22 protein-coding genes are annotated in these 23,476 nt (G+C 57.3%); 8 read left to right on the top strand and 14 right to left on the bottom strand.

Annotated features, from left to right (window positions below; genetic code table 11):
• Positions 1-182 precede the first annotated feature (182 nt).
• Positions 183-1,052 carry an MDR efflux pump AcrAB transcriptional activator RobA gene (gene robA, locus L350_RS09215; RefSeq protein WP_022646995.1) on the top strand — a complete coding sequence of 290 codons (870 nt, stop codon included), beginning with the start codon at positions 183-185 and terminating at the stop codon, positions 1,050-1,052.
• On the opposite strand, the gene gpmB is transcribed toward robA, so the two are convergent.
• On the bottom strand, positions 1,049-1,696 hold the full coding sequence (gene gpmB / locus L350_RS09220; protein ID WP_006810187.1) for a 2,3-diphosphoglycerate-dependent phosphoglycerate mutase GpmB: 648 nt from the start codon (positions 1,694-1,696) through the stop codon (positions 1,049-1,051). The two genes, robA and gpmB, sit on opposite strands and share 4 nt — an antisense overlap.
• A gap of 48 nt (positions 1,697-1,744) precedes the next feature.
• Between gpmB and yjjX the strand changes: the two genes are divergently transcribed.
• Positions 1,745-2,260 carry an inosine/xanthosine triphosphatase gene (gene yjjX / locus L350_RS09225; protein WP_022646994.1) on the top strand — a complete coding sequence of 172 codons (516 nt, stop codon included), beginning with the start codon at positions 1,745-1,747 and terminating at the stop codon, positions 2,258-2,260.
• Between the two features lie 27 nt (positions 2,261-2,287).
• On the opposite strand, the gene trpR is transcribed toward yjjX, so the two are convergent.
• Together trpR and sltY are read right to left on the bottom strand one after the other, a co-directional pair.
• Complete coding sequence (trpR, locus tag L350_RS09230; protein WP_003856511.1) at positions 2,288-2,617, bottom strand: trp operon repressor; 330 nt, start codon at positions 2,615-2,617, stop codon at positions 2,288-2,290.
• A gap of 55 nt (positions 2,618-2,672) precedes the next feature.
• Positions 2,673-4,610: a murein transglycosylase gene (gene sltY / locus L350_RS09235; RefSeq protein ID WP_032625409.1), complete on the bottom strand. Its 1,938-nt coding sequence runs from the start codon at positions 4,608-4,610 to the stop codon at positions 2,673-2,675.
• 226 nt (positions 4,611-4,836) lie between these two features.
• Between sltY and ettA the strand changes: the two genes are divergently transcribed.
• A complete protein-coding gene (gene ettA / locus L350_RS09240; protein WP_014882470.1) occupies positions 4,837-6,504 on the top strand; it encodes an energy-dependent translational throttle protein EttA in 1,668 nt (555 codons plus the stop codon).
• A 128-nt stretch (positions 6,505-6,632) separates the two neighbouring features.
• Here ettA and L350_RS09245 read toward each other — a convergent pair whose 3' ends face one another.
• The gene (locus L350_RS09245) at positions 6,633-7,532 is read right to left on the bottom strand and encodes a LysR family transcriptional regulator (protein WP_032625407.1); all 900 of its coding nucleotides are present in this window, start codon (positions 7,530-7,532) and stop codon (positions 6,633-6,635) included.
• A gap of 107 nt (positions 7,533-7,639) precedes the next feature.
• Between L350_RS09245 and L350_RS09250 the strand changes: the two genes are divergently transcribed.
• Positions 7,640-8,641 carry a zinc-binding alcohol dehydrogenase family protein gene (locus tag L350_RS09250; protein WP_032625404.1) on the top strand — a complete coding sequence of 334 codons (1,002 nt, stop codon included), beginning with the start codon at positions 7,640-7,642 and terminating at the stop codon, positions 8,639-8,641.
• A 111-nt stretch (positions 8,642-8,752) separates the two neighbouring features.
• On the opposite strand, the gene nadR is transcribed toward L350_RS09250, so the two are convergent.
• The 3 genes from nadR to serB form a co-directional block, all read right to left on the bottom strand.
• Positions 8,753-9,985, bottom strand: a complete 1,233-nt coding sequence (gene nadR, locus L350_RS09255; protein ID WP_003856522.1) for a multifunctional transcriptional regulator/nicotinamide-nucleotide adenylyltransferase/ribosylnicotinamide kinase NadR — start codon at positions 9,983-9,985, stop codon at positions 8,753-8,755.
• A 35-nt stretch (positions 9,986-10,020) separates the two neighbouring features.
• Positions 10,021-11,406 carry a DNA repair protein RadA gene (radA, locus tag L350_RS09260; protein WP_003856523.1) on the bottom strand — a complete coding sequence of 462 codons (1,386 nt, stop codon included), beginning with the start codon at positions 11,404-11,406 and terminating at the stop codon, positions 10,021-10,023.
• A gap of 75 nt (positions 11,407-11,481) precedes the next feature.
• Positions 11,482-12,450 (bottom strand): phosphoserine phosphatase, encoded by a 969-nt coding sequence (gene serB, locus L350_RS09265; RefSeq protein WP_032625401.1) that lies wholly within the window; start codon positions 12,448-12,450, stop codon positions 11,482-11,484.
• Between the two features lie 117 nt (positions 12,451-12,567).
• Between serB and L350_RS09270 the strand changes: the two genes are divergently transcribed.
• Together L350_RS09270 and lplA are read left to right on the top strand one after the other, a co-directional pair.
• Positions 12,568-13,212, top strand: coding sequence for a YtjB family periplasmic protein (locus tag L350_RS09270; RefSeq protein WP_015572615.1), 645 nt, complete (start codon positions 12,568-12,570; stop codon positions 13,210-13,212).
• A 39-nt stretch (positions 13,213-13,251) separates the two neighbouring features.
• A complete protein-coding gene (lplA, locus tag L350_RS09275) occupies positions 13,252-14,268 on the top strand; it encodes a lipoate--protein ligase (RefSeq protein WP_023305408.1) in 1,017 nt (338 codons plus the stop codon).
• 85 nt (positions 14,269-14,353) lie between these two features.
• On the opposite strand, the gene deoD is transcribed toward lplA, so the two are convergent.
• The 4 genes from deoD to deoC form a co-directional block, all read right to left on the bottom strand.
• Complete coding sequence (gene deoD, locus L350_RS09280; RefSeq protein WP_003856538.1) at positions 14,354-15,073, bottom strand: purine-nucleoside phosphorylase; 720 nt, start codon at positions 15,071-15,073, stop codon at positions 14,354-14,356.
• Positions 15,074-15,198: 125 nt separating this feature from the next.
• Positions 15,199-16,422: a phosphopentomutase gene (deoB, locus tag L350_RS09285; RefSeq protein ID WP_022646989.1), complete on the bottom strand. Its 1,224-nt coding sequence runs from the start codon at positions 16,420-16,422 to the stop codon at positions 15,199-15,201.
• 53 nt (positions 16,423-16,475) lie between these two features.
• Positions 16,476-17,798, bottom strand: a complete 1,323-nt coding sequence (gene deoA / locus L350_RS09290; RefSeq protein ID WP_032625399.1) for a thymidine phosphorylase — start codon at positions 17,796-17,798, stop codon at positions 16,476-16,478.
• A 100-nt stretch (positions 17,799-17,898) separates the two neighbouring features.
• On the bottom strand, positions 17,899-18,678 hold the full coding sequence (deoC, locus tag L350_RS09295; RefSeq protein ID WP_022646987.1) for a deoxyribose-phosphate aldolase: 780 nt from the start codon (positions 18,676-18,678) through the stop codon (positions 17,899-17,901).
• Positions 18,679-18,941: 263 nt separating this feature from the next.
• On the opposite strand from deoC, the gene L350_RS09300 reads away from it, so the two are divergent.
• Together L350_RS09300 and L350_RS09305 are read left to right on the top strand one after the other, a co-directional pair.
• Positions 18,942-20,477: a YjjI family glycine radical enzyme gene (locus L350_RS09300; RefSeq protein ID WP_032625398.1), complete on the top strand. Its 1,536-nt coding sequence runs from the start codon at positions 18,942-18,944 to the stop codon at positions 20,475-20,477.
• Complete coding sequence (locus L350_RS09305; RefSeq protein ID WP_032625395.1) at positions 20,452-21,312, top strand: YjjW family glycine radical enzyme activase; 861 nt, start codon at positions 20,452-20,454, stop codon at positions 21,310-21,312. Before L350_RS09300 ends, L350_RS09305 begins: the two co-directional genes overlap by 26 nt.
• On the opposite strand, the gene L350_RS09310 is transcribed toward L350_RS09305, so the two are convergent.
• The 3 genes from L350_RS09310 to L350_RS09320 form a co-directional block, all read right to left on the bottom strand.
• On the bottom strand, positions 21,307-22,089 hold the full coding sequence (locus L350_RS09310) for a TatD family hydrolase (protein WP_022646984.1): 783 nt from the start codon (positions 22,087-22,089) through the stop codon (positions 21,307-21,309). The two genes, L350_RS09305 and L350_RS09310, sit on opposite strands and share 6 nt — an antisense overlap.
• On the bottom strand, positions 22,086-23,138 hold the full coding sequence (locus tag L350_RS09315; protein WP_023299272.1) for a patatin-like phospholipase family protein: 1,053 nt from the start codon (positions 23,136-23,138) through the stop codon (positions 22,086-22,088). The genes L350_RS09310 and L350_RS09315 overlap by 4 nt, the downstream gene beginning before the upstream one ends.
• A 122-nt stretch (positions 23,139-23,260) precedes the next feature.
• The gene (locus tag L350_RS09320; protein ID WP_003856556.1) at positions 23,261-23,422 is read right to left on the bottom strand and encodes a DUF1328 domain-containing protein; all 162 of its coding nucleotides are present in this window, start codon (positions 23,420-23,422) and stop codon (positions 23,261-23,263) included.
• Between the last annotated feature and the right edge of the window lie 54 nt (positions 23,423-23,476).

Below are 23,476 nucleotides of genomic sequence, written 5' to 3'. Positions count from 1 at the left end.
ATTATTCAACAGGTTAGATAAAAATGTAGCAAGATCACAGGATTAGAATATATCCGCACTTAAATCACCACAAAAAGCATTTATGCGCAAAAAAAACACTGAATGCTAAAACGTCAAAAAATGCTATTATCCGCTAACCTGTAAACAGGCACCTGCGGCAGTTTTAAGGATGAGGATAGTATATGGATCAGGCTGGAATTATTCGCGACCTGCTCACCTGGCTGGAAGGTCATCTCGACCAGCCTTTGTCACTGGATAATGTGGCGGCAAAAGCAGGCTATTCCAAGTGGCATCTGCAAAGGATGTTCAAGGATGTCACCGGTCATGCTATCGGTGCCTATATTCGCGCACGTCGTTTATCAAAGTCTGCTGTCGCGTTGCGCCTGACCGCGCGACCAATCCTGGATATTGCCCTGCAATATCGTTTCGATTCACAGCAAACCTTCACTCGCGCCTTTAAAAAACAGTTCTCGTTAACGCCAGCGCTTTATCGCCGCTCGCCGGACTGGAGCTCCTTTGGTATGCGTCCGCCGCTGCGTCTGGGCGAGTTTGCGATGCCAAAATATGAAATCATCACCCTGCCGGAAACGCACCTGGTCGGCACCACGCAGAGCTACTCCTGTTCCCTGGAGCAGATCTCCGAGTTCCGCCATCAGATGCGCGTTCAGTTCTGGCGCGAATTTTTAAGCCACGCTCCGGCGATCCCGCCGATTCTGTATGGCCTGAACGAAACGTATCCAAGCCAGGAAAAAGACGACGAGCAGGAAGTGTTCTATACCACGGCGCTGACGCCTGACATGGCGAACGGTTACATTCATGGCTCGAAGCCTGTCGTGCTGGAAGGCGGCGAGTATGTGATGTTCTCATACGAAGGGTTAGGAACGGGCGTTCAGGAGTTCATCCTGACCGTTTACGGGACCTGCATGCCAATGCTGAATCTGAATCGCCGTAAAGGTCAGGACATTGAGCGCTACTATCCGGCGCAAGATGCAAAACCGGAAGAAGGCCCTATCAATCTGCGTATGGAATTCCTGATTCCGGTACGTCGTTAACGCTGCAACTCATCCAGTGCAGGGGCATCAAGATGCGAAATGTCCCCTGCCATCTCAACCACCCACCCCGATGCCAGCCAGGCACTTTCCTGATAGTCGATACGGGAAATGGAACAGTTGCGCAGACGCAAACGGCGCTCGGCGTAAGCCGGCAGCCCCAGAATGGTACTCACCAGGCAACCCAGCGCGATACCGTGGCTCACCAGCAGCGGTCGGCTACCTGCCGGGAGTTTCAGGCACTCGGCCAGCGCGGCATGCATGCGCACGCTCAGCTCCTGCATGGATTCCCCCTCAGGGATGCGACCATCTTCAGTGCCGTTCACCAGCGTGCGACGCCAGCCTTCTTCGGTTTCCGTCAGCGTATCGATAGGGCGTTTTTCCAGCACGCCCATATCCAGCTCGCGCAGGCGCGGTTCAAGGGTCACGTCGCAGCCACAGGCATCGGCGATGATGCGTGCCGTCTGCTGCGTGCGGCCTAAATCACTGGAGATGACGTGAGTGATACCCAGCGTTCTGGCGCGCTCCGCCACCTGCCACGCTTGCTGCACACCTTTGTCGGTGAGAGGACTGTCTGACTGGCCTTGAATACGTCGCTCGGCGTTCCACTGCGTTTCACCGTGGCGAACAAGGTATACCTGTAACATGCTTTTTTTCCGTTATACTGCGATGAATTTTTTAAATCGAGCTTAATTATGCACCATGTTGTCTCTGCTACCACCAATCCTGCCAAAATTCAGGCAATTCTAAGGGCATTTGAAGAGATCTTCGGCGAAGGATCCTGCCATATTGATGCCGTCGGCGTCGAGAGCGGTGTGCCGGAACAGCCGTTTGGCAGCGAGGAAACACGCGCTGGCGCACGAAATCGCGTGGCGAATGCAAAAGCCGCCGCGCCAGATGCTGACTTCTGGGTCGCGATTGAAGCAGGTATCGACGAAGGGGCGACCTTCAGCTGGGTTGTCATCGAAAGCCGCGAGCAGCGCGGCGAAGCGCGTTCAGCCACGCTGCCGCTGCCGGAGGTCATACTGGAGAAAGTCCGCGCGGGTGAGGCGCTGGGGCCGGTAATGTCGCACTACACCGGCATTGATGAGATTGGTCGTAAAGAGGGGGCGATTGGCGTCTTTACCGCGGGCAAGCTCACCCGTTCGAGCGTTTACCACCAGGCCGTTATTCTGGCGTTAAGTCCGTTCCATAACGCGATTTATCGTTAAGTTTGTAGGCCGGATTAGGCGAAGCCGTCATCCGGCGTTTTTAAGCAATACCGCTTCCAGCCACTGACGCAGTTCAACCGGCGCCGACTTCAGGCTGTTTGAACCCCGGGTAATCGTCGCGATGCCCGCGCCCAGCTCGTTTTTCAGTTCACGCTGGCTCATTTCGCCACGCAGCAGTTCCTCAATAATGCGTACCCGTGTACCCAGCGCTTCACGCTCGTCTGGCGTCAGCATCAGCTGTAGCAAGGGTAAATGCAGATCTTTGTCGTAAGACTGGCGGAGCAACTCCACAAAACGAAGCCACTCCTGATGACGCTGTTCGGCCATGGCCGAGGAATACGGGGAATGCTGGGTCATGTTATGCTGCCTCTTGTACTCATTAGCGAGTACAGCATAACACAACCCGCGCCGATCAGTAACGTCTCTGCCACTCGGCATCGCTCATCAGGGCATCTTTCTCCCCCATGAAGTGCCGATAGTAGGCGTCATACGCCAGCACGTTCTTCACATATCCGCGCGTTTCCGAGAACGGAATGCTCTCGACGAACGCCACGGCGTCGAGCCGCCCTGCGCTGTTGCCAAGCCATGTCCGCACGCGGCCTGGCCCGGCGTTGTACGCGGCTGACGCGAAGATGCGGTTATTACCGAACTGCTGATAGACGTACTGCAAGTAGCTGGTACCGATGTTGATGTTGGTCTCCGGATCCAGCAGCTGGGACGGGCTGCTGTAGCCTGGGATATTAAACATCTTCACCGTGTGCGTCGCGGTGCCCGGCATAATTTGCATCAGGCCGCTGGCCCCCACCGGCGAACGCACTTTCGGGTTCCAGGCGCTTTCCTGACGGGCAATGGCCATCGCGTAGCTTTGCGGAATATCTTTGCCGCTGGTGTAGCGATCGAACAGATCCTTATAAGCCAGCGGGAAACGCTCTTCGAGATGATCCCACAGCTTGCCGGCGATCGTCGCCTGCACGCTCAGATCCCACCAGCGATTATCAAACGCATAGCGGGCAAGCTGCGCCTTCTCGTCGGTGGTACGGCTGGTGACCAGGTTGGCCCATTCGCTGCGCGCGGTATTATCCAGATTCCAGTACATCAGCTCGCGCACGCGCGCCATTTCCGGACCCTGCGTCAGCGCCTGGTTCGCGTTGGCTGGCGCTTTGTCGATCTTCAGGGTGTACTCCTCGCCCAGACGCTGCGCCGCCGCCATCGGGTAAAAGCCGCGCTGCTGCATCAGGGAGTGGAGGATCGCTTTGGCTTCGTCTTCACGACCACGCTCCAGCAGCAGGTCCGCCTGCCAGTAACGCCATTCATCTTTCTCTTTGGCATCCATCGGCAGGCGCGCCAGCCAGGTATTGAGGCCACGACGATCGCCCGTTCCCAGCGCCATGCGCACGCGACGCTCCACCAGCGAGACAGAGTTTGAACGCATTACCGCATCGTCACGCCAGCGCGCCTGTTCGTCGGTGACATCTGTTCCCATCAGTCGCCATGCCACAATATCGCGCAGTTCCTGGGTTTGATCGTCATTAAGCTGCTGGGCCTGCACCAGCTGCGGGATCATCAGCCGGGCGTTTTCCACATCCTCACGCGCCACGCTGGCAAAGGCCACCGCCGCCATCTGGCGGGTAAAATCGGTCGCGCCGGTGGTACGCGCAAACGTCAGCACGGTATTGGGATCGTTTGCCAGACTGATAACGGCAGAGGCAATGGTCTGATAATCCGCGGGCATCTGGCCCGCCAGCACGGTGACCAGCCGGGTGTTACCGGCCTTCATCGCCAGGCGAATACGTTCCAGGTAAGAGAGCGGATCCTGCTTGCCCGAGGCGCGCCAGGCGCTGAACAGCGGGTCACAGGCGTTTGGCTGGCTTTTGCCCGTCAACCACAGCTCTTTCGCGCCGGTCCAGGCTTCCTCCTGCTGACCGGTCGCCCATTTCGCATAATAGTAATTACACTGCGCTTCCGTCGCGCCCGGTTTATCCGGGCTGAAAGCCAGCAGGCCGCGCCAGTCTTCGCGACGGGCCAGCTCGTTCACAAACCGGGACTTCAGGCTACGCGCAGGCGGCAGTGTCGGGTTCGCCTGAATGAAGTTATTTACGGTGACGGTCGGTTGATTCATGAGATCATCAGTGATCTGACGATACTCCAGATACGGATACAGCGGATAATCCTTCAGCGTCGGCATCAGCGCCTGCACGGTATCCATCTGCTTGTTGTCCCATGCCTGCTTAATCTGGGCATAGCGGTTACGTTGTTCATCCAGTGAATCGGCATGCACCGCCTGGCTTACCGCCATTACGCATACGCTGGCAGCCAGCAGACGCCAGACCACCCGTTTGGCTTTTTCCACAAGCTCTTCCTCATTGTTTTTCGTCAGTTGCAGCGTCTTGCCACGTTAAAGTTACCTCAACTTATGCTAACCAGGCATCCCACAACGCGCCACGTCATGGACACTTTTTTACCTTTCTTGCGCGTTTTAACACTCCCGACGTTCCTGGCTGGGATTAGGGCGTGAAAAAGGCTACACTTCGAGGCTGAAATTCATTCTCATCACGATAAAAGAGGCGAAGTCCAACGTGGCTCAATTCGTTTATACCATGCATCGTGTCGGCAAAGTTGTCCCGCCGAAACGTCATATTCTTAAAAATATCTCGCTGAGCTTTTTCCCGGGCGCAAAAATCGGTGTTCTGGGTCTCAACGGTGCCGGTAAGTCCACCCTGCTGCGCATCATGGCCGGCATCGATACAGACATCGAAGGTGAAGCCCGTCCGCAGCCTGGCATCAAGATCGGCTACCTGCCGCAGGAACCTCAGCTGAACCCGGAACACACCGTGCGTGAATCCGTTGAAGAAGCGGTATCCGAAGTGGTTAACGCCCTGAAAGGTCTGGATGAAGTGTATGCCAAATACGCCGAGCCGGATGCGGACTTCGACAAACTGGCCGCTCAGCAAGGCAAATTTGAAGAGATTATCCAGGCGCACGACGGTCACAACCTGAACGTGCAGCTGGAGCGCGCGGCAGATGCCCTGCGTCTGCCGGACTGGGATGCGAAAATCGCGAATCTCTCCGGTGGTGAACGCCGCCGCGTGGCGCTGTGCCGCCTGCTGCTGGAAAAACCAGACATGCTGCTGCTCGACGAACCGACCAACCACCTGGATGCGGAATCCGTGGCGTGGCTGGAACGCTTCCTGCACGACTTCGAAGGCACCGTGGTGGCAATTACCCACGACCGTTACTTCCTCGACAACGTGGCGGGCTGGATCCTGGAGCTGGACCGCGGCGAAGGCATTCCGTGGGAAGGCAACTACTCTTCCTGGCTGGAGCAGAAAGATCAGCGTCTGGCGCAGGAAGCGTCTCAGGAAGCGGCGCGCCGTAAGTCTATTGAGAAAGAGCTGGAGTGGGTTCGTCAGGGCGCGAAAGGCCGTCAGTCCAAGGGCAAAGCCCGTCTGGCACGCTTCGAAGAGCTGAACAACACCGAATACCAGAAGCGTAACGAAACCAACGAACTGTTTATCCCGCCTGGAGCACGTCTGGGGGATAAAGTGGTTGAAGTGACCAACCTGCGTAAGTCATACGGCGACCGCCTGCTGATCGACGATCTGACCTTCTCCGTACCGAAAGGCGCTATCGTCGGCATCATCGGTCCGAACGGCGCGGGTAAATCCACCCTGTTCCGCATGATGTCCGGTCAGGAACAGCCTGACAGCGGCTCTATCACCCTGGGTGAGACCGTGAAGCTGGCCTCCGTTGACCAGTTCCGTGACGCGATGGACAACAGCAAAACCGTGTGGGAAGAAGTCTCCGGCGGTCTGGATATCATGCGTATCGGCAACACCGAGATGCCAAGCCGCGCCTATGTTGGCCGCTTTAACTTCAAGGGCACCGACCAGGGCAAACGCGTGGGCGAGCTGTCTGGCGGTGAGCGTGGTCGTCTGCACCTGGCGAAGCTGCTTCAGGTTGGCGGCAACGTTCTGCTGCTCGATGAACCTACCAACGACCTGGACATCGAAACCCTGCGCGCGCTGGAAAACGCCCTGCTGGAATTCCCGGGCTGCGCCATGGTTATCTCGCACGACCGCTGGTTCCTTGACCGTATCGCAACCCACATTCTGGACTACCAGGACGAAGGTAAAGTGGAGTTCTTCGAAGGTAACTTCACCGAATACGAAGAGTACAAGAAACGCACGCTGGGCGCAGACGCGCTGGAGCCGAAGCGTATTAAGTACAAGCGTATTGCGAAATAAAAGCAAAACGGCAACTTCGGTTGCCGTTTTTTATGTTTGTTCCCTCTCCGCGTGGGAGAGGGCCTGGGTGAGGGCATCAGGCCGCACAGTGTGCAGGCCGGGTAAGGCGAAGCCGCCACCCGGCTTTTTTATTTGCCCACGTAATACCGCTTCACCTCATCAAACTGCATCGCAAAGTCGATATAGCTCATCAGCGCAGGCGAATTGAGCTTACGGCTCGGATAGGCCAGCCAGAGATCGTTCCCCTCAACGCGCCACTCCGGTAGCACCTTTACCAGCGCGCCCTTTTCGATTTTATCTTCCAGCAGGAATGCGGGTAACAGCGTGATCCCCGCCCCGGCAATGGCGCATTCTCGGGCGTACACCAGGTTATCCGTCATGTGGGCGTTATCCGGCAGGTAGCGGTAATCCTCACTCTCGCTTCGCAGAAGCCACTCCGACCATGCCCGGTGCGTAATGCAGCGGTGATCCACCAGCTGTCGGGGATGGATTAACGGCGCCCGACGTGCCAGATAGTCAGGCGAGGCCAGCATGTAGCGCGGACAGTGCCCAATCATGCGACCAATCAGGGAAGAATCCTGCGGTTTGCCGGTGCGCAGCGCCACGTCAAAACCCGACTCGACCAGATCCACCACATCGTCTGAAATTGATACATCCAGCGACACGTCAGGGTAGCGAAGCTGGAACTCGGCATTCATATGCGCCAGCAGCGTCGCGCCAATCCCTGCCGGACAGGTGATCCTCAGCCGCCCGCTGGGGTTTTCTCGCAGCCGCTGAATGGCATACTCCGCGCGCTCGCTGGCCGCCAGCATCTCGCGGCAGTGCACCAGATAGTGCTCGCCCGCAAACGTCAAGCTTATTTTGCGCGTCGTGCGGTTAAGCAGGCGGATCCCCACCTGCTGCTCCAGCTGGCTAATGCGTTGGCTGACGCTGGATTTCGGCAGTTCAGCCTTCTGCGCCGCCGCAGTAAAGCTGCCCATCTCAGCCACCAGCGCAAACAGCGCCATATCCTGTAGCTGTTTAAACATGATTGTTCACCCTGTACGAACGCTGAGTTCTTGATTGTCCATCTTATCATGCAACTGACCACTTAATAGACTAGCCTCAACACAACGCATTCATTGAGGAGAACACCATGTCTGTTAAAGCCATTGCCGTTAACCCAGAAAATCCCTCCACCTTCGTTGAAATTACCCCGCCGATGCCGCAGCCCGGCGAGTACGATCTGCTGGTGGAGGTGAAAGCCGTCTCCGTAAACCCGGTGGATACCAAAGTACATGCAGGCATTGCCAAAAGCGGACTGAAGGAGCCGCGCATTCTCGGGTGGGATGCCAGCGGGATCGTCAAAGCCGTCGGGGCTGGCGTCACCGGATTCAAACCGGGTGACGAAGTATGGTACGCGGGGGATATCACCCGACCGGGCAGCAATACCACGCACCAGCTTATCGATGCGCGCATTGTCGGGCACAAGCCTGCAAACCTTGGCTGGGCCTCTGCGGCAGCACTGCCGCTGACGGCGCTCACCGCGTGGGAAGGCCTGTTTGAACGGCTGAAGATTCAGGATGCCGACGCAGATAAAACGCTGCTGATAATTGGCGGCGCGGGTGGAGTCGGATCGCTGGCGATCCCGTTTGCGAAGCACAACAGCAAGGTGAAGATCGTCGCAACCGCCTCACGAGAAGATTCCGCCCGGTGGTGTCGCGATCGCGGGGCTGACGTTGTCGTAAATTACCGCGACCTGAAGGGTGAACTGGCGAAACAGGGGCTCACCTTTGTGGATTACATTTTTATCCTCAACGACACCGACGGGCACTGGGATGCGGTCAGCGATCTGATTGCCCCTCAGGGACACATTTGTTCCATCGTTGAAAATGCGCATCCGCTAAACCAGGACAAGCTGAAGTCCAAATCTGCCGCCCTGCACTGGGAATTTATGTACACCCGCAGCATGTACCAGACCGCGGATATGGCGCGCCAGGGCGAGATTTTAAATGAGGTGGCGAAGCTGGTGGATAACGGCGTGGTGGAAAGCTCGCTCAGCGAAACGCTGTACGGGCTGAGCGTGGAAAGCATTACCGAAGCGCACCGCATGGTGCTGGAGGGGCATATGCGTGGGAAAGTGGTGGTTGAGTATTGAGTGGTTTGTTCCCCCTCACCCTGCCCTCTCCCCACGGGGGAGAGGGTAAAGACAGCTCCGTGCGATCCCCTCTCCCCTTTGGGGAGAGGGTTAGGGTGAGGGGTAAGTTTTTTACCCCTGCTCACCCATCATCTCTTTCACCAGCTCGACGCAGCGCAGGAAACGGGTGTCGTAATCCGACTCTTCCACATGCACAAACTCAACGTTGTTCTCGTTAAGCATCTCCACCAGCATGGTCTGGAACTCACGCCTGTCTACCGAGCTGCCCAGGCTGCGCATACCGTCGGCTACCCATGGCGTGTTGTTTTCCAGCAGGATAACCAGATCAAAGCGGTATTCATCAATCAGCGCCTGCACAAACGGGTGCTCACGTCCTTCGTACTTTTTACAGAACGCCTGCGTGGTGACGAAATCGGTATCAATAAAGGCGACTTTATTGGCGTATTTCACCGCGAAATCAATGTATTGGGCATGACCGAGCGCGATTTTATCGTAGTCGGAATACTGTAATGCCATCTCGTCACCACCGAGGTGTGAGAAGACGTAATCGCGGCCATACTCCCACGCACTGGTGGTATTGAAGATATTCGCCAGCTTATTCACCAGCGTCGATTTCCCGCTCGACTCGCCGCCGAGGATCGCCACCGTACGCACGAAGAACGGCTTCACCTCGGTCGGAATGTAGTCCCAGTAGCGGAACGGGTTCTCGCGGATCTGCGCCCCGCTGATGTTCATAAAGGTGCGTTTAGGATCGATCAGCACGGTTTCGATGCCCAGATGCTCGCGGAACTGCGGCGCGTCGGACTCTTCAGAGGTGTAGATCCAGTTAGGCGCAATGCCCTTCTCTTCCATAAACGCTTTGATGCCGTTGCTCCACACGTCCCAGCCGTGCGGGTACGGCTCCATGCCCTCTTCGTTAAAGGCATGAATACGAATATTTTTCTGATACTTAAAGGTCTGAAGCAGCCAGCGCAGGCGATCCGGCACGGTGGGCTGCTGCGACATGGCGCTATCTTCAAACAGCTGGCGATCGCGGGTTTCATCATAACCCATGATGATATGCAGCTCGTCGACCTGGCTACAGGCGCGCTGGATCAGATAGATATGCCCGGTATGCAGCGGGTAGAACTTACCGAACACCACGCCAATGTTCTTTTGCATCCGCGGAAATTCAAGCCCCAGAAAACGGTGCAGCGCTTCCAGCTTCTGCGCGCTGGGGCTTTTGATTTTGGCGTTCAGCAGTTGGCTCAGGTAGCCCTTGGTCATGCCGCTGGCGTCCGCTACCTGCTGTAACGTGCAGCCCTTCTGGCGGATAGCGGTCTTGATGTAGTCAAATGATGACATAAATTACGGTGCCTCCTGCAAAATCGAATACGTAATTATAAGTCGTCAAAGACATTTAACGCATCTGCGAGTTTTTTAACGCCAAAAACCTGCATCCCTTCCGGGATTTTTTTCGGCACGTTGGCGGCCGGAACAATTGCGCGGCGGAAGCCATGTTTTGCCGCTTCGGAGATACGCTCCTGACCGCTCGGCACCGGGCGAATTTCGCCCGCCAGCCCTACTTCGCCAAATACCACCAGATCCTGCGGCAACGGTCTGTCGCGCAGGCTGGAGACCATCGCCAGCAACAGCGCCAGATCCGCGCTGGTTTCCGTAACCTTCACCCCACCAACCACGTTGACGAACACGTCCTGATCCGCCATTTGCAGGCCACCGTGACGGTGCAACACCGCCAGCAGGATCGCCAGGCGGTTCTGTTCCAGACCGACCGCCACGCGCCGCGGATTACCCATCATCGAGTGATCCACCAGCGCCTGAATTTCAACCAGCAGCGGACGCGTCCCCTCCCACAGCACCATCACCGAACTACCGGACGTAATCTCGTCGCCACGGCTCAGGAAGATGGCCGAGGGGTTGCTGACTTCGCGCAGCCCCTGCTCGGTCATGGCAAACACGCCCAGCTCATTCACCGCGCCGAAGCGGTTTTTATGGCTGCGCAGGGTACGAAAACGGGAATCCGCATCGCCGTCGAGCATCACCGAGCAGTCGATACAGTGCTCAAGCACTTTCGGGCCGGCCAGCGAGCCGTCTTTGGTGACGTGGCCCACCATCACTATCGCTACGCCGCGCGTTTTGGCAAAGCGCGTTAAGTACGCAGCCGTTTCACGCACCTGCGCCACGCTCCCCGGTGACGACTGAATGTCCGCCATATGCATCACCTGAATGGAGTCGATCACCATCAGTTTCGGCTGCTCTTCTTCGGCAATCATGCAGATCTGCTCGATGCTGGTTTCCGAGAGCATATTCAGATTGCCGGTCGGCAGACCGAGGCGGTGCGCGCGCATCGCCACCTGCTGGAGTGACTCTTCGCCCGTGACGTACAGGGTTTTCATCTGTTCGGCGAGCTTGCAGAGCGTTTGCAGCAGCAGGGTCGATTTACCCGCGCCCGGGTTACCGCCGATCAGAATAGCGCTGCCCGGCACTACGCCACCGCCGAGCACGCGGTCAAATTCTTTGAATCCGGTTGAGAAGCGCGGCAGCGCCTCAAGGCTGATATCCGAAAGTTTTTGTACCTTCGACACGCCTGCATTGCCCGCATAGCCGCTCAGCCGTTCATTGCGGGCCACGCTCGGCGAAGCCGCCACACCACGCACTTCGGTGATGGTGTTCCAGGCATGACAGGCGCTGCATTGCCCCTGCCAGCGCGGATAATCCGCACCACATTCATTACAGACAAATGCGCGTTTTGGAGCTTTCGCCACGGTTTACCTCGTTATTTCTGTGCGGTCTGCGCGCCGGATAGCGCTGACGCTTACCCGGCCTACAAAAGCAGGCCGCTATTTTTGATTAATGCTGCCGGAGAGAATGCAGAACACGCCCATCAGGTCAGCATGACGGATAGTGACTTCCGTCTTTTCATTCACTTTCGGCTTGGCGTGGTAGGCAATACCCAGTCCGGCAACTTTGATCATCGGCAGATCGTTCGCGCCATCGCCGATGGCGACGGTCTGTTCGACCGGAATGGCGTATTTCTCCGCCAGACGCGTCAGCGTATTGGCTTTGTACTGCGCATCCACGATGTCGCCAATCACTTGTCCGGTGAGTTTGCCGTCCATGATCTCCAGCTCGTTTGCCACCACGGTAGTCAGACGCAGCTTGTCACGCAGGTAATCGGCAAAGAAGGTGAACCCACCGGAGGCAATCGCCACTTTCCAGCCGAGCGTCTCTAGCTTGAGCACCAGCTGCGTCAGCCCTGGCATCAGGGGCAGTTCATCGCGCACCTGACGCAAAATGTTAGCATCGGCCCCCTTCAGGGTCGCCACGCGCTGTCTCAGGCTGGCGGTGAAATCCAGCTCGCCGCGCATCGCGCGCTCGGTGACTTCCGCCACCAGCTCGCCGCTGCCCGCCAGTTTAGCAATCTCGTCAATACACTCGATCTGAATGGCGGTGGAGTCCATGTCCATCACCAGCAGGCCAGGCGTTTTCAGGTGCGGAATTTTGCCGAGCGGGGCTACGTCCAGCCCGGCGTCGTGCGCCAGACGCGTGGCGCGCTGCGTCAGGGAACCCGCCAGGCGAATAACCTGATAATCTTCCACGCACCAGGCCGCAACGATGACCATCGCTGCGGCCAGTTTAGTTTGATACTGGGTGAGGCGTTGCTTATCCAGGCCGCGTCCGTACAGCAGCCAGCCGCTACGGCCAGCGTGGTAATCGAGAGGCATCACCTCATCGCCACTTAAAGAGAGCGGCAATCCTGGCCATAAAGAGACATCCGTTGGCAGGTCGCACCAGGTAATGTTCGGCATTGAAGCTCCTGTAATTTCGTTCGCGCCGGAAGGTTCCAGAGGGAAAATAACGCATGAGGCTACCCTGTAACCATCACTTCTGGCAACATTAAGCCGTAAATTTTAAGCAGGTGGAATATGGCTCGCGCAAAACTGAAATTCCGGCTTCATCGCGCCGTGATTGTCCTGATCTGTCTCGCACTATTAGTGGCGCTTATGCAGGGGGCATCCTGGTTTAGCCAGAATCACCAACGACAGCGTAACCCGCAGTTTGAAGAACTGGCCCGTACGCTGGCGCGCCAGGTGACGCTCAACGTTGCGCCGTCTATGCGCACCGAAACGCCGGATGACAAGCGGATAGCCCAGGTATTGCGCCAGCTTACGGAAAACAGCCGCATTCTGGATGCGGGCGTGTACGATGAACAGGGCGACCTGATTGCCCGCGCGGGTGAGCATGTCGACGTGCGCGACAGGCTGGCACTGGACGGCAAAAAAGCTGGCGGTTATTTCAATCAACAAATCGTTGAACCCATTCAGGGCAAGAATGGCCCACTCGGCTATTTACGTCTGACACTCGACACCCACACCCTGCCAACCGAAGCCAAACAGGTGGATAACACCACCAATATTTTGCGCCTGATGCTGCTGCTCTCGCTGGCGATTGGCGTGGTACTGGCGCGCACGCTGCTGCAAGGCAAGCGCACCCGCTGGCAGCAGTCGCCGTTCCTGTTAACCGCCAGCAAGTCAGTTCCCGAAGAGGAAGAGAGCGAGAAGAAAGAATAGTGATAAAGTAGGCGGATGATTCGGAAAAGGAACTCTGCCATGTCGACGTTACGCCTGCTTATCTCTGACTCTTACGATCCCTGGTTTAATCTCGCGGTGGAAGAGTGCATCTTCCGCCAGATGCCCGCCACCCAGCGCGTCCTGTTTCTCTGGCGCAACGCTGATACGGTCGTTATTGGCCGCGCGCAAAATCCGTGGAAAGAGTGTAACACCCGCCGTATGGAAGAGGACAACGTCCGCCTGGCGCGCCGCAGCAGCGGCGGCGGTGCGGTGTTCCACGATCTCGGCAACACCTGCTTTACCTTTATGGCGGGCAAGCCGGAATACGACAAAACCATCTCGACCTCCATTGTGCTCAACGCGCTCAATTCGCTCGGCGTGACGGCTGAAGCCTCGGGTCGTAACGATCTGGTGGTGAAAACACCTGAAGGCGACCGGAAAGTGTCAGGCTCAGCCTACCGCGAAACGATGGATCGCGGATTCCACCACGGCACATTATTGCTGAATGCCGATCTGAGCCGTCTGGCAAACTATCTGAACCCGGACAAGAAAAAGCTCCAGGCGAAAGGCATTACCTCCGTGCGCGGTCGCGTGGCGAATCTGGTGGATCTGCTGCCGGGGATTACTCATGAGCAGATTTGCGACGCGATCCGTGAAGCCTTCTTCGAACATTACGGTGAGCGGGTAGAAGCTGAAGTGATCTCCCCTGACAAAACACCGGACCTGCCCAACTTCGCGGAAACCTTTGCGCGCCAGAGCAGCTGGGAGTGGAACTTCGGTCAGGCACCGGCGTTTTCACACCTGCTGGATGAGCGATTTACATGGGGCGGCGTTGAGCTGCACTTTGACGTGGAGAAGGGCCATATTACCCGCACGCAGGTCTTTACGGATAGTCTCAATCCTGCACCGCTGGAGGCGCTGGCCGCACGTTTACAGGGCTGTCTGTATCGGGCGGATATGTTGCAGCAGGAGTGTGATGCATTAATTGGGGATTTTCCGGAGCAGGAAAAAGAGCTGCGGGATGTATCGGCGTGGATTGCTCAGGCCGTGCGCTAGTAAAAAAGCCCGCTGGCGCTGCGCTTAGCGGGCCTACAAAACCGTAGGCCGGGTCAGGCGAGGCCGCCACCCGGCACAACAGCTCTTACTCTTTATCGCCCAGCAGAACGGATTCCAGCGCGATTTTAATCATGTCGTTGAAGGTGGTCTGACGCTCGGCAGCGGTGGTCTGCTCGTGAGTACGGATATGGTCAGACACGGTGCAGATGGTCAGCGCTTTCGCACCGAATTCAGCCGCCACGCCGTAGATACCGGCCGCTTCCATTTCCACGCCCAGAATGCCGTATTTTTCCATCACGTCGAACATGTCGCCTTCTGGCGAGTAGAACAGATCGGCAGAGAACAGGTTGCCCACGCGCGCGTCAACGCCCAGCGCTTTTGCTGCGTCAACCGCGTTACGCACCATGTCAAAGTCAGCGATGGCCGCAAAGTCATGATCTTTAAAGCGAATGCGGTTGACTTTAGAGTCGGTGCACGCGCCCATGCCGATCACCACGTCACGCAGCTTAACGTCCATGCGCACCGCGCCGCAGGAGCCGACACGGATGATTTTCTTCACGCCGAAATCGGTGATCAGCTCTTTGGTGTAGATGGAGCAGGATGGGATACCCATGCCGTGACCCATCACGGAGATTTTGCGGCCTTTATAGGTACCGGTGAAGCCCAGCATGCCACGCACGTTGTTCACTTCACGCACGTCTTCCAGGAAGGTTTCTGCAATGTGTTTCGCGCGCAGCGGGTCGCCCGGCATCAATACGACGTCAGCGAAATCACCCATTTCTGCATTAATGTGAGGAGTTGCCATCTTCAGTTCCTTTTACATTGTTGTTTTTGCCGGGTGGCGGCTGCGCCTTACCCGGCCTACATTCTCTTCTCCCTCTCCCTGTGGGAGAGGGTCGGGGTGAGGGCATCAGACCTCACCCAATCCGTTTAGAACATAGCCTTGCCATATTCCATGTCAGACGTACCAAAGTATTTCGCAATCGTCTGGCCGATGTCCGCGAAGGTTTCACGATGACCCAGCGAGCCCGGTTTGACTTTCGGGCCGTACACCAGCACCGGAATGTGCTCACGGGTGTGGTCGGTACCGGTCCAGGTCGGGTCACAGCCATGGTCAGCGGTCAGGATCAGAATGTCATCTTCCCCCACCAGCTCCATCAGCTCTGGCAGACGGCGGTCAAACAGCTCCAGACCCGCGGCATAACCGGCAACGTCGCGACGGTGACCCCAGGAGGAGTCGAAGTCCACGAAGTTGGTGAAGACAATGGTCTTGTCGCCCGCTTCTTTCATCTCTTTGATGGTGGCGTCGAACAGCGCATCCAGACCGGTCGCTTTGACCTTTTTGGTGATGCCGCAGTTAGCGTAGATGTCCGCGATTTTACCTACGGAAACGACCTGGCCGTCTTTCTCGTCGACGAGTTTTTGCAGCACGGTCGGCGCCGGTGGCTCCACGGCCAGATCGTGACGGTTGCCGGTACGCTGGAAGTTACCCGCTTTGTCGCCGATAAACGGACGCGCGATAACACGGCCAATGTTGTAGCCGCCTTCGGTCAGCTCTTCACGGGCGATCTCGCACAGCTCGTACAGTTTATCCAGGCCAAACGTCTCTTCGTGGCAGGCGATCTGGAACACAGAGTCAGCAGAGGTATAGAAAATCGGTTTGCCGGTTTTCATGTGCTCTTCGCCGAGCTGATCCAGAATCACGGTACCGGAAGAGTGGCAGTTGCCGAGGTAGCCCGGCAGGTTGGCGCGCTTCACCAGCTTATCAAGCAGCTCCTGCGGGAAGCTGTTCTCGTGATCGGAGAAGTAACCCCAGTCAAACAGCACCGGCACGCCAGCGATTTCCCAGTGACCGGAGGGCGTATCTTTGCCGGAAGAGAGCTCGTGCGCCCACGCGTAGGCGCCCACCACTTCCGCGTTTCCGTCCATACCGGCTGCAATTTTACCGGTAGAACCTTCATGCGCTTTTACCAGCCCGAGGCGGGTCAGGTTTGGCAGGTTCAGAGGGCCTTTACGACCGTTGTCCGCTTCGCCTTTTGCACAGGCTTCCGCGATGTGACCCAGGGTATCGGAACCCACGTCACCAAAACGTTCTGCATCTTCGGTTGCGCCGATGCCGAATGAGTCCAGCACCATAATAAATGCACGTTTCATAATTGTTCTCCGTACTTAGTGCTTCATAAAAATGCGATCAGATCAGTATACCGCTATTCAGTGATACGACGATAGACCGTCGGTGTGGTTTCCGGTACTTTATCGTCAAGAGTTATTGCCGCCTTCACCGCTTTCGCCGCGTCCTGCCAGCTGGCTTCGTCTTTCGCGTGGATCACCGCCAGCGGACGTTTGCCGTCAACGCTGTCGCCCAGACGGGCCATATCGGTAAAGCCGACGCTGTAATCAATGGTGTCCGATGCCTGACGACGACCGCCGCCCATAGACACGACCGCCATGCCGAGCGCGCGGGTATCCATAGCCGAGACAAAGCCTTCACTGTCCGCATAGACCGCTTTGCTGAGCATCGCGGTGGGCAGGTATTTCGCGTAGTTTTCCACGAAGTCGGTCGGGCCTTTCTGCGCCGCCACCATCCGACCAAAGATCTCCGCCGCTTTGCCGTTGTCCAGCACCGCCTGAAGCTTCGCGCGCGCGTCAGCGTCGTCTTTGGCCAGCTTGCCGGAGATGAGCATCTCAACGCACAGCGCCATGGTGACATCGAACAGGCGCGGGTTACGGTATTCGCCTGTGAGGAACTGCACGGCCTCGCGGACTTCAACGGCGTTACCGGCGCTGGACGCCAGCACCTGGTTCATGTCCGTCAGCAGTGCGGTGGTGCGCACGCCCGCGCCGTTGGAAACGCCAACGATCGCTTCAGCCAGCGCCTCAGAGAGTTCATAGGTCGGCATAAACGCGCCGCTGCCCACTTTCACATCCATCACCAGCGCGTCCAGCCCTTCCGCCAGCTTTTTGGCGAGGATAGAGGCGGTGATCAGCGGGATGGAGTCTACGGTCGCGGTAATGTCACGCGTCGCGTAGAAACGCTTGTCTGCTGGCGCAAGAGAGCTGGTCTGGCCGATAATCGCCACGCCAACGTCTTTAATAATGTCGCGGAAGCGGTTGTCATCCGGGAAGATATCGAAGCCCGGAATGGCTTCCAGTTTGTCGAGCGTACCGCCGGTATGACCCAGGCCGCGCCCGGAAATCATCGGGATGTAACCGCCGCAGGCTGCCACCATCGGGCCAAGCATCAGGGAGGTCACGTCGCCCACGCCGCCGGTGGAGTGTTTGTCCACAATCGGGCCGTTGAGGTTGAGGCTTTTCCAGTCCAGAACGGTTCCTGAATCTCGCATCGCCATGGTCAGGGACACGCGCTCAGGCATCGACATATCGTGGAAGAAAATGGTCATCGCCAGAGCCGCAATCTGCCCTTCAGAGATGGTGTTATCACGAATGCCGTTGATAAAGAAGCGGATCTCTTCGTCGCTTAATGCATGACCATCACGTTTTTTACGAATAATTTCTTGTGCGAGAAACACGGTAACCTCCATGCGGAATCGGGTGAATGGCGGCGGGTATGTTGACCCGCCCTACGATCCTGTAGGCCGGGTTAGCGTAGCGCCACCCGGCAATTCAAACTTAGTAGCTGCTTGCGCTCTTACCGTCACCGTGACCCAGCGCTTTCAGCAGGCTGGCCAGCAGGCTGGACGCGCCGAAGCGGTAGTGGCGGGAGTCCGCCCAGTCGGCGCCGAACAGCTCGTCGGCAATAGCCAGGAACTGCTGCGCGTCTTCTGCGGTACGCACGCCGCCTGCCGGTTTGAAGCCAACGGTTTTGGACACGCCCATATCACGGATAACTTCCATCATGATGCGCGCGCTTTCCGGAGTCGCGTTGACCGGCACTTTACCGGTAGAGGTTTTAATGAAATCCGCGCCCGCTTTGATAGCGATTTCAGACGCTTTACGAATCAGCGCCTCTTCTTTCAGCTCGCCGGTTTCGATGATCACTTTAAGCAGCACGTTTGCCGCCGCACATGCGTCTTTACAGGCTTTCACCAGGTCAAAACCGACCTGCTCGTTGCCGGCGATCAGCGCGCGGTACGGGAATACCACGTCAACTTCGTCTGCGCCGTACGCAATCGCCGCGCGGGTTTCCGCCAGCGCGATCTCGATGTCGTCATTACCGTGCGGGAAGTTAGTCACGGTCGCAATGCGCACGTCCGGCGTGCCCTGTTCTTTCAGCGTTTTGCGGGCAATCGGGATAAAACGCGGGTAGATACAGACGGCGGCGGTATTACCCACTGGCGTTTTTGCCTGATGGCACAGGGCGATGACTTTTTCATTGGTGTCGTCATCATTCAGGGTGGTCAGGTCCATCAGTTTCAACGCGCGCAGGCTGCTTGCAGTTAAATCGGTCATAACATTCTCCAACGGCAGTGCCGTATAAATTTTACCTTGCGGGTCTGTGAGTATTCTAACATTCACCCGCATCCACACTTCGACATTCATCACAGTTAATGAAAACTGTGTGCAAATTTGCATTACTGTAATGAGATCTTCTTCAAACTTTCATGCGTCAACCGCCGACAAAAGCAGCGATACCCCCTGTCGGATCAAAAGCCCCGGCAGGCTGGCTTCTTACAATTCGTTCACCATCCGCAGAACCCTCAAGGAAGTTGAACATGCCCGACGCCCTGCAACAACGATGCCAGCACATTGTGACCAGCCCGGTGTTAACCCCGGAACAAAAACGTCATTTTCTGGCGCTGGAAGCGGAGAACAATCTGCTCTATCCCGCTCTGCCAGAGGCGGCCCGCGCCGCGCTGGACGAGGGATACATCTGCGACATGTTCGAAGGTCATGCGCCTTACAAACCGCGGTACGTGCTGCCGGACTACGCTAAATTTCTGGCTAACGGCTCAGAATGGCTGGAGCTGGAAGGGGCGAAAGATCTGGATGATGCCCTGTCACTGCTCACTATCCTTTATCACCATGTTCCGTCCGTCACATCGATGCCAGTCTATCTGGGTCAGCTCGATGAGATACTCAACCCATATGTTAAAATTCTAACACAGGATGAAATCGATAGCCGAATAAAACGTTTCTGGCGTTACCTGGACAGAACCCTGCCCGATGCCTTTATGCATGCCAATATCGGCCCGGCGGATACGCCCGTCACGCGTGCCATTTTGCGAGCGGACGCAGAGCTGAAGCAGGTCGCGCCGAACCTGACCTTTATTTACGACCCGGACGTCACCCCTGACGATCTGCTGATGAGCGTGGCGAAAAACATTTGTGAGTGTAGTAAGCCGCATATTTCCAATGGCCCGGTAAATGATAAAATTTTCACAAAAGGTCGCTATGGCGTGGTGAGCTGTTACAACTCCCTGCCGCTGGCGGGCGGCGGCAGCACGCTGGTGCGCCTTAACCTGAAAGCGATTGCGGAGCACAGCCGCTCACCGGAAGACTTTTTCACCCGTACCCTTCCCCACTACTGCCAGCAACAAATCGCGATCATCAATGCGCGCTGCGATTTTTTATATGAACAATCCGGCTTCTTTGAGAATAGCTTCCTGGTGAAAGAGGGGCTGATTGATGCCGATCGTTTTGTACCGATGTTTGGCATGTACGGTCTGGCCGAAGCGGTAAACGTGCTGTGCGAGAAAGCAGGCATTACGGGACGGTACGGTAAAAACGAGCAGGCCAATGCGCTGGGTTACCGCATCAGTGAACAGCTGGCGGCGTTCGTTGAAAACACGCCGGTGAAACACGGCTGGCAGCACCGCGCGATGCTGCACGCGCAGTCAGGGATCAGTTCTGATTCAGGCACCACGCCGGGGGCGCGTCTGCCGTACGGTGACGAGCCAGATCCCATCAGCCACCTGCTGGCCGTAGCCCCGCACCATAAACACTATCATTCGGGGATCAGCGATATTCTCACCCTGGATGAGACGGTTAAACGCAATCCTCAGGCGGTGGTGCAGCTGTGCCTGGGAGCGTTCAACGCCGGTATGCGTGAGTTCACCGCGAATGTGGCCGGAAACGACCTGGTGCGCGTCACCGGGTATATGGTGCGGCTCTCCGACCTGGAGAAATATCGGGAGGCCGGCTCGCGCACCAACACCACCTGGCTCGGCGAGGAGGCCGCGCGCAATACCCGTATTCTGGAACGTCAGCCACGCGTGATAAGCCATGAACAGCAGATGCGCTTTAGTTAGTCAGGTTATTCCCTTCTCCTGCGTGGACGGGCCGGGCAGCCGCCTGGCGCTGTTCCTCCAGGGCTGTAACCTGCGCTGCAAAACCTGCCACAACCCGTGGACCATCGGGCGCTGCAACGACTGCGGCGACTGTGTTCCCCACTGTCCTCATGATGCGCTGACGATTCAGGCCGGGCGCGTCTGGTGGCAGGAGAGTCACTGTCAGCAGTGCGATACCTGCCTGCACCTGTGTCAGCAGCAGGCGACGCCGATGGCGCAGCGATACAGCGTCGAGGAGATCCTCTCACGGATCCGCACGTCCGCGCCGTTTATTGAGGGCGTGACCGTCAGCGGGGGTGAAGCCACGACGCAGCTGCCGTTTGTGGTTGCGCTGTTCACCGCGATCAAAGCCGATCCGTCCCTGCGCCATCTGACGTGCCTGGTGGACAGCAACGGCCTGTTAAGCGAAACCGGCTGGCAAAAGCTGTTACCGGTGTTTGACGGCGCGATGGTGGATCTGAAAGCCTGGGGCAATGAACATCACCGTTTTCTGACCGGGCGCGAAAACACGCTGATCAAGCAGAGCATCCGCTGGCTGGCCGATCGTCATCGCCTGACGGAGCTACGCCTGCTGGTGATCCCCGATCGGTGTGATTATCTGCAACATCTGTCATCGCTGACCGCTTTTATCCACGCGTTGGGGAACGTTCCGGTGCGGATCAACGCGTTTCATGCCCATGGGGTTTACGGGGAGGCGGCGCGATGGCGGAGCGCCGCGCCGGAGGACATCGAGCCGCTGGCGCAGGCCCTGGAACGACAGCAGATCACGGTGATCCGCCCGACCCTTTATCTATAGCGTGATGCCGAAGACCGCGCGGGTATTTTCCAGCAGCGCGCTGGCAATCACATCTTCAGGCTCCTGACGCAGCTCACACAGCACATCAAAAACGCGCGCCGCCTGCTCCGGGCGGTTGGGCTGGCCCTGAAAACCATTCAGCGGCATGTCAGGGGCATCCGTTTCCAGCAGGAGCGAAGACAGGGGGAGTTGCGCCATCACATCCCGGGTTTTGCTGGCTCGCGGATAGGTGATGGTGCCACCGACACCAATTTTATAGCCCAGCTCGATAAAACGCTGCGCCTGCTGAAGGCTTCCAGCGAAACCATGGACCACGCCCCTGCGCGGCACGTCGATGCGCTTCAGGTGCATCGCCAGTTTGTCATGGGTACGCCTGGAGTGGAGGATCACCGGCAGATCGTGGCGCTTTGCCAGCCGGAGCTGCGCATCCAGGATCGTCTGCTGGCGCTCAAACTGCGGATCTTCACGATAGAGATCGAGGCCGATCTCACCGATGGCAACCAGCTTCGTATCCGCGTTTTGCAGCGTGGCATCCAGCCTGTCGAGATGGTCATCAAGATGGTGCTCAATCACGATCGGATGCAGACCCAGCGCGGCATACAGCGCATCGTGACCCTGGGCAAGCGCCAGGACTTTCTCGAATCTCGCCGCTTCAATAGCGGGCACAATAATGGCTCTCACACCGGCCTCAGCCGCACGCGCAATACTTGATGTTTCCTCCCCGCTAAACGGCGGGAAATCAAAGTGGCAATGGGTATCGATAAAAGAGTGCGTCACGCCAGGTCCTCGTTATCGAGTATGCCGTCGTTGGCCTGCGGCGCGTCCACCAGCGGCATCGCCACCGCGTCATTGGCCACACTAGCGGGTGGCAATATGATGCTTTTATGCCGATGAAGAGGCGGTTGCTCGGCCAGCATTTTCCCGACGGTCGCCAGGAAGTATCGCCCGCATAGCCGCCCCGTTTTGTAATCCATACGCAACGCAGGCAGCCGACTGCCCAGCGCCATGCTCAGCAGCGGCTTCGGCGGGTAAATTTCAAAGATGCGCAGCTTGCCCGGTGGTTTTTCAATAAAACGCTGCATCGCGCCGTAGGTGGTTTCATGCTGCTTCGCGATATTCACCAGCGGTTGCAGGCTGCTGTCGCCCAGCCAGCGTTCCATCCGCTTAAACCACTGTGGGGTGTAATACATCTGAGAAGGCACCGTGCGGATCACCACAATGGTTTTCGCCCCGCGCCGTGCGGCCTCCTGTACCGGCACCGCGTCGCTGATACCGCCGTCAAGATAGTTTATCCCCTCCAGCAGCGCGCCGGTACGGTAGAAACCCGGGATCGCGCTGGAAGCGCGAATGATATCCAGCCAGTTCTCTTTCTGCGGCGAAAAGTAACCCGGTGAATAGTCATCGCCACGGCTGGCGCACATCCAGAACGCTTTGCCGGTATCGAACAGTCGTGACGCGGTATCCATGGCCAGCGGCATCTGGCTGGAGGTGGCATCCAGTAACCAGTCGAGATCGATCAGGTTCCCGCCGCGCACGAAGCGTACCGGATTGAAGAATTCTTTGGAGGTGGTGTAGCGCATAATCACTTTGCGCGCATAGCCGGGCTGGTTGCAGACATAGGCGGAGAGGTTCTGCGCCCCGGCAGAGGTACCGAAGTAGAGATCGAACGGGTTGAATTGCGCGCGCATAAATTCGTCGAGCACGCCGGCGGTAAAAATACCGCGCTGCCCGCCCCCTTCACAGACCAGCGCAAGCTGGCCTGCATGAAACGGTTTTAACGTCAGCGGCGCAATATTGCCGAGCGTCACGGGAATTCGTTGCCCCACCTCTGCCTTCCTGTTTTCATTATTTTGATGAGACACAGTAACGCACATTCCCGATGGTTCTCAAACGAGAAAAAGCCAGTCACGAGGACTGGCTTGAGTTTGTTTAATAACTATTGCGTTTGCTACGGGCGACGTCGACCCGTAAACAGGCTGACCAGGAACAGAATAATACCGACGACGAAAACAATTTTCGCTGCCCATGCCGCGGTACCCGCCAGTCCACCAAAGCCCAATGCGGCGGCAATTAACGCGATAACCAGAAATATAATGCCCCAACGAAACATAAGCCTCTCCTTTACCATAGTTAATGTCGGCCGCTAAACGTGAGCGCTCAGGTC

Origin of the sequence: Enterobacter sp. MGH 4 (assembly GCF_000534735.1) — a bacterium.
In the GTDB taxonomy this organism is placed as follows: Bacteria; Pseudomonadota; Gammaproteobacteria; order Enterobacterales; family Enterobacteriaceae; genus Enterobacter; species Enterobacter intestinihominis.
The sequence above is the reverse complement of the archived record's forward strand: the minus strand, read 5'-3'. Positions and strand labels throughout refer to the sequence as shown.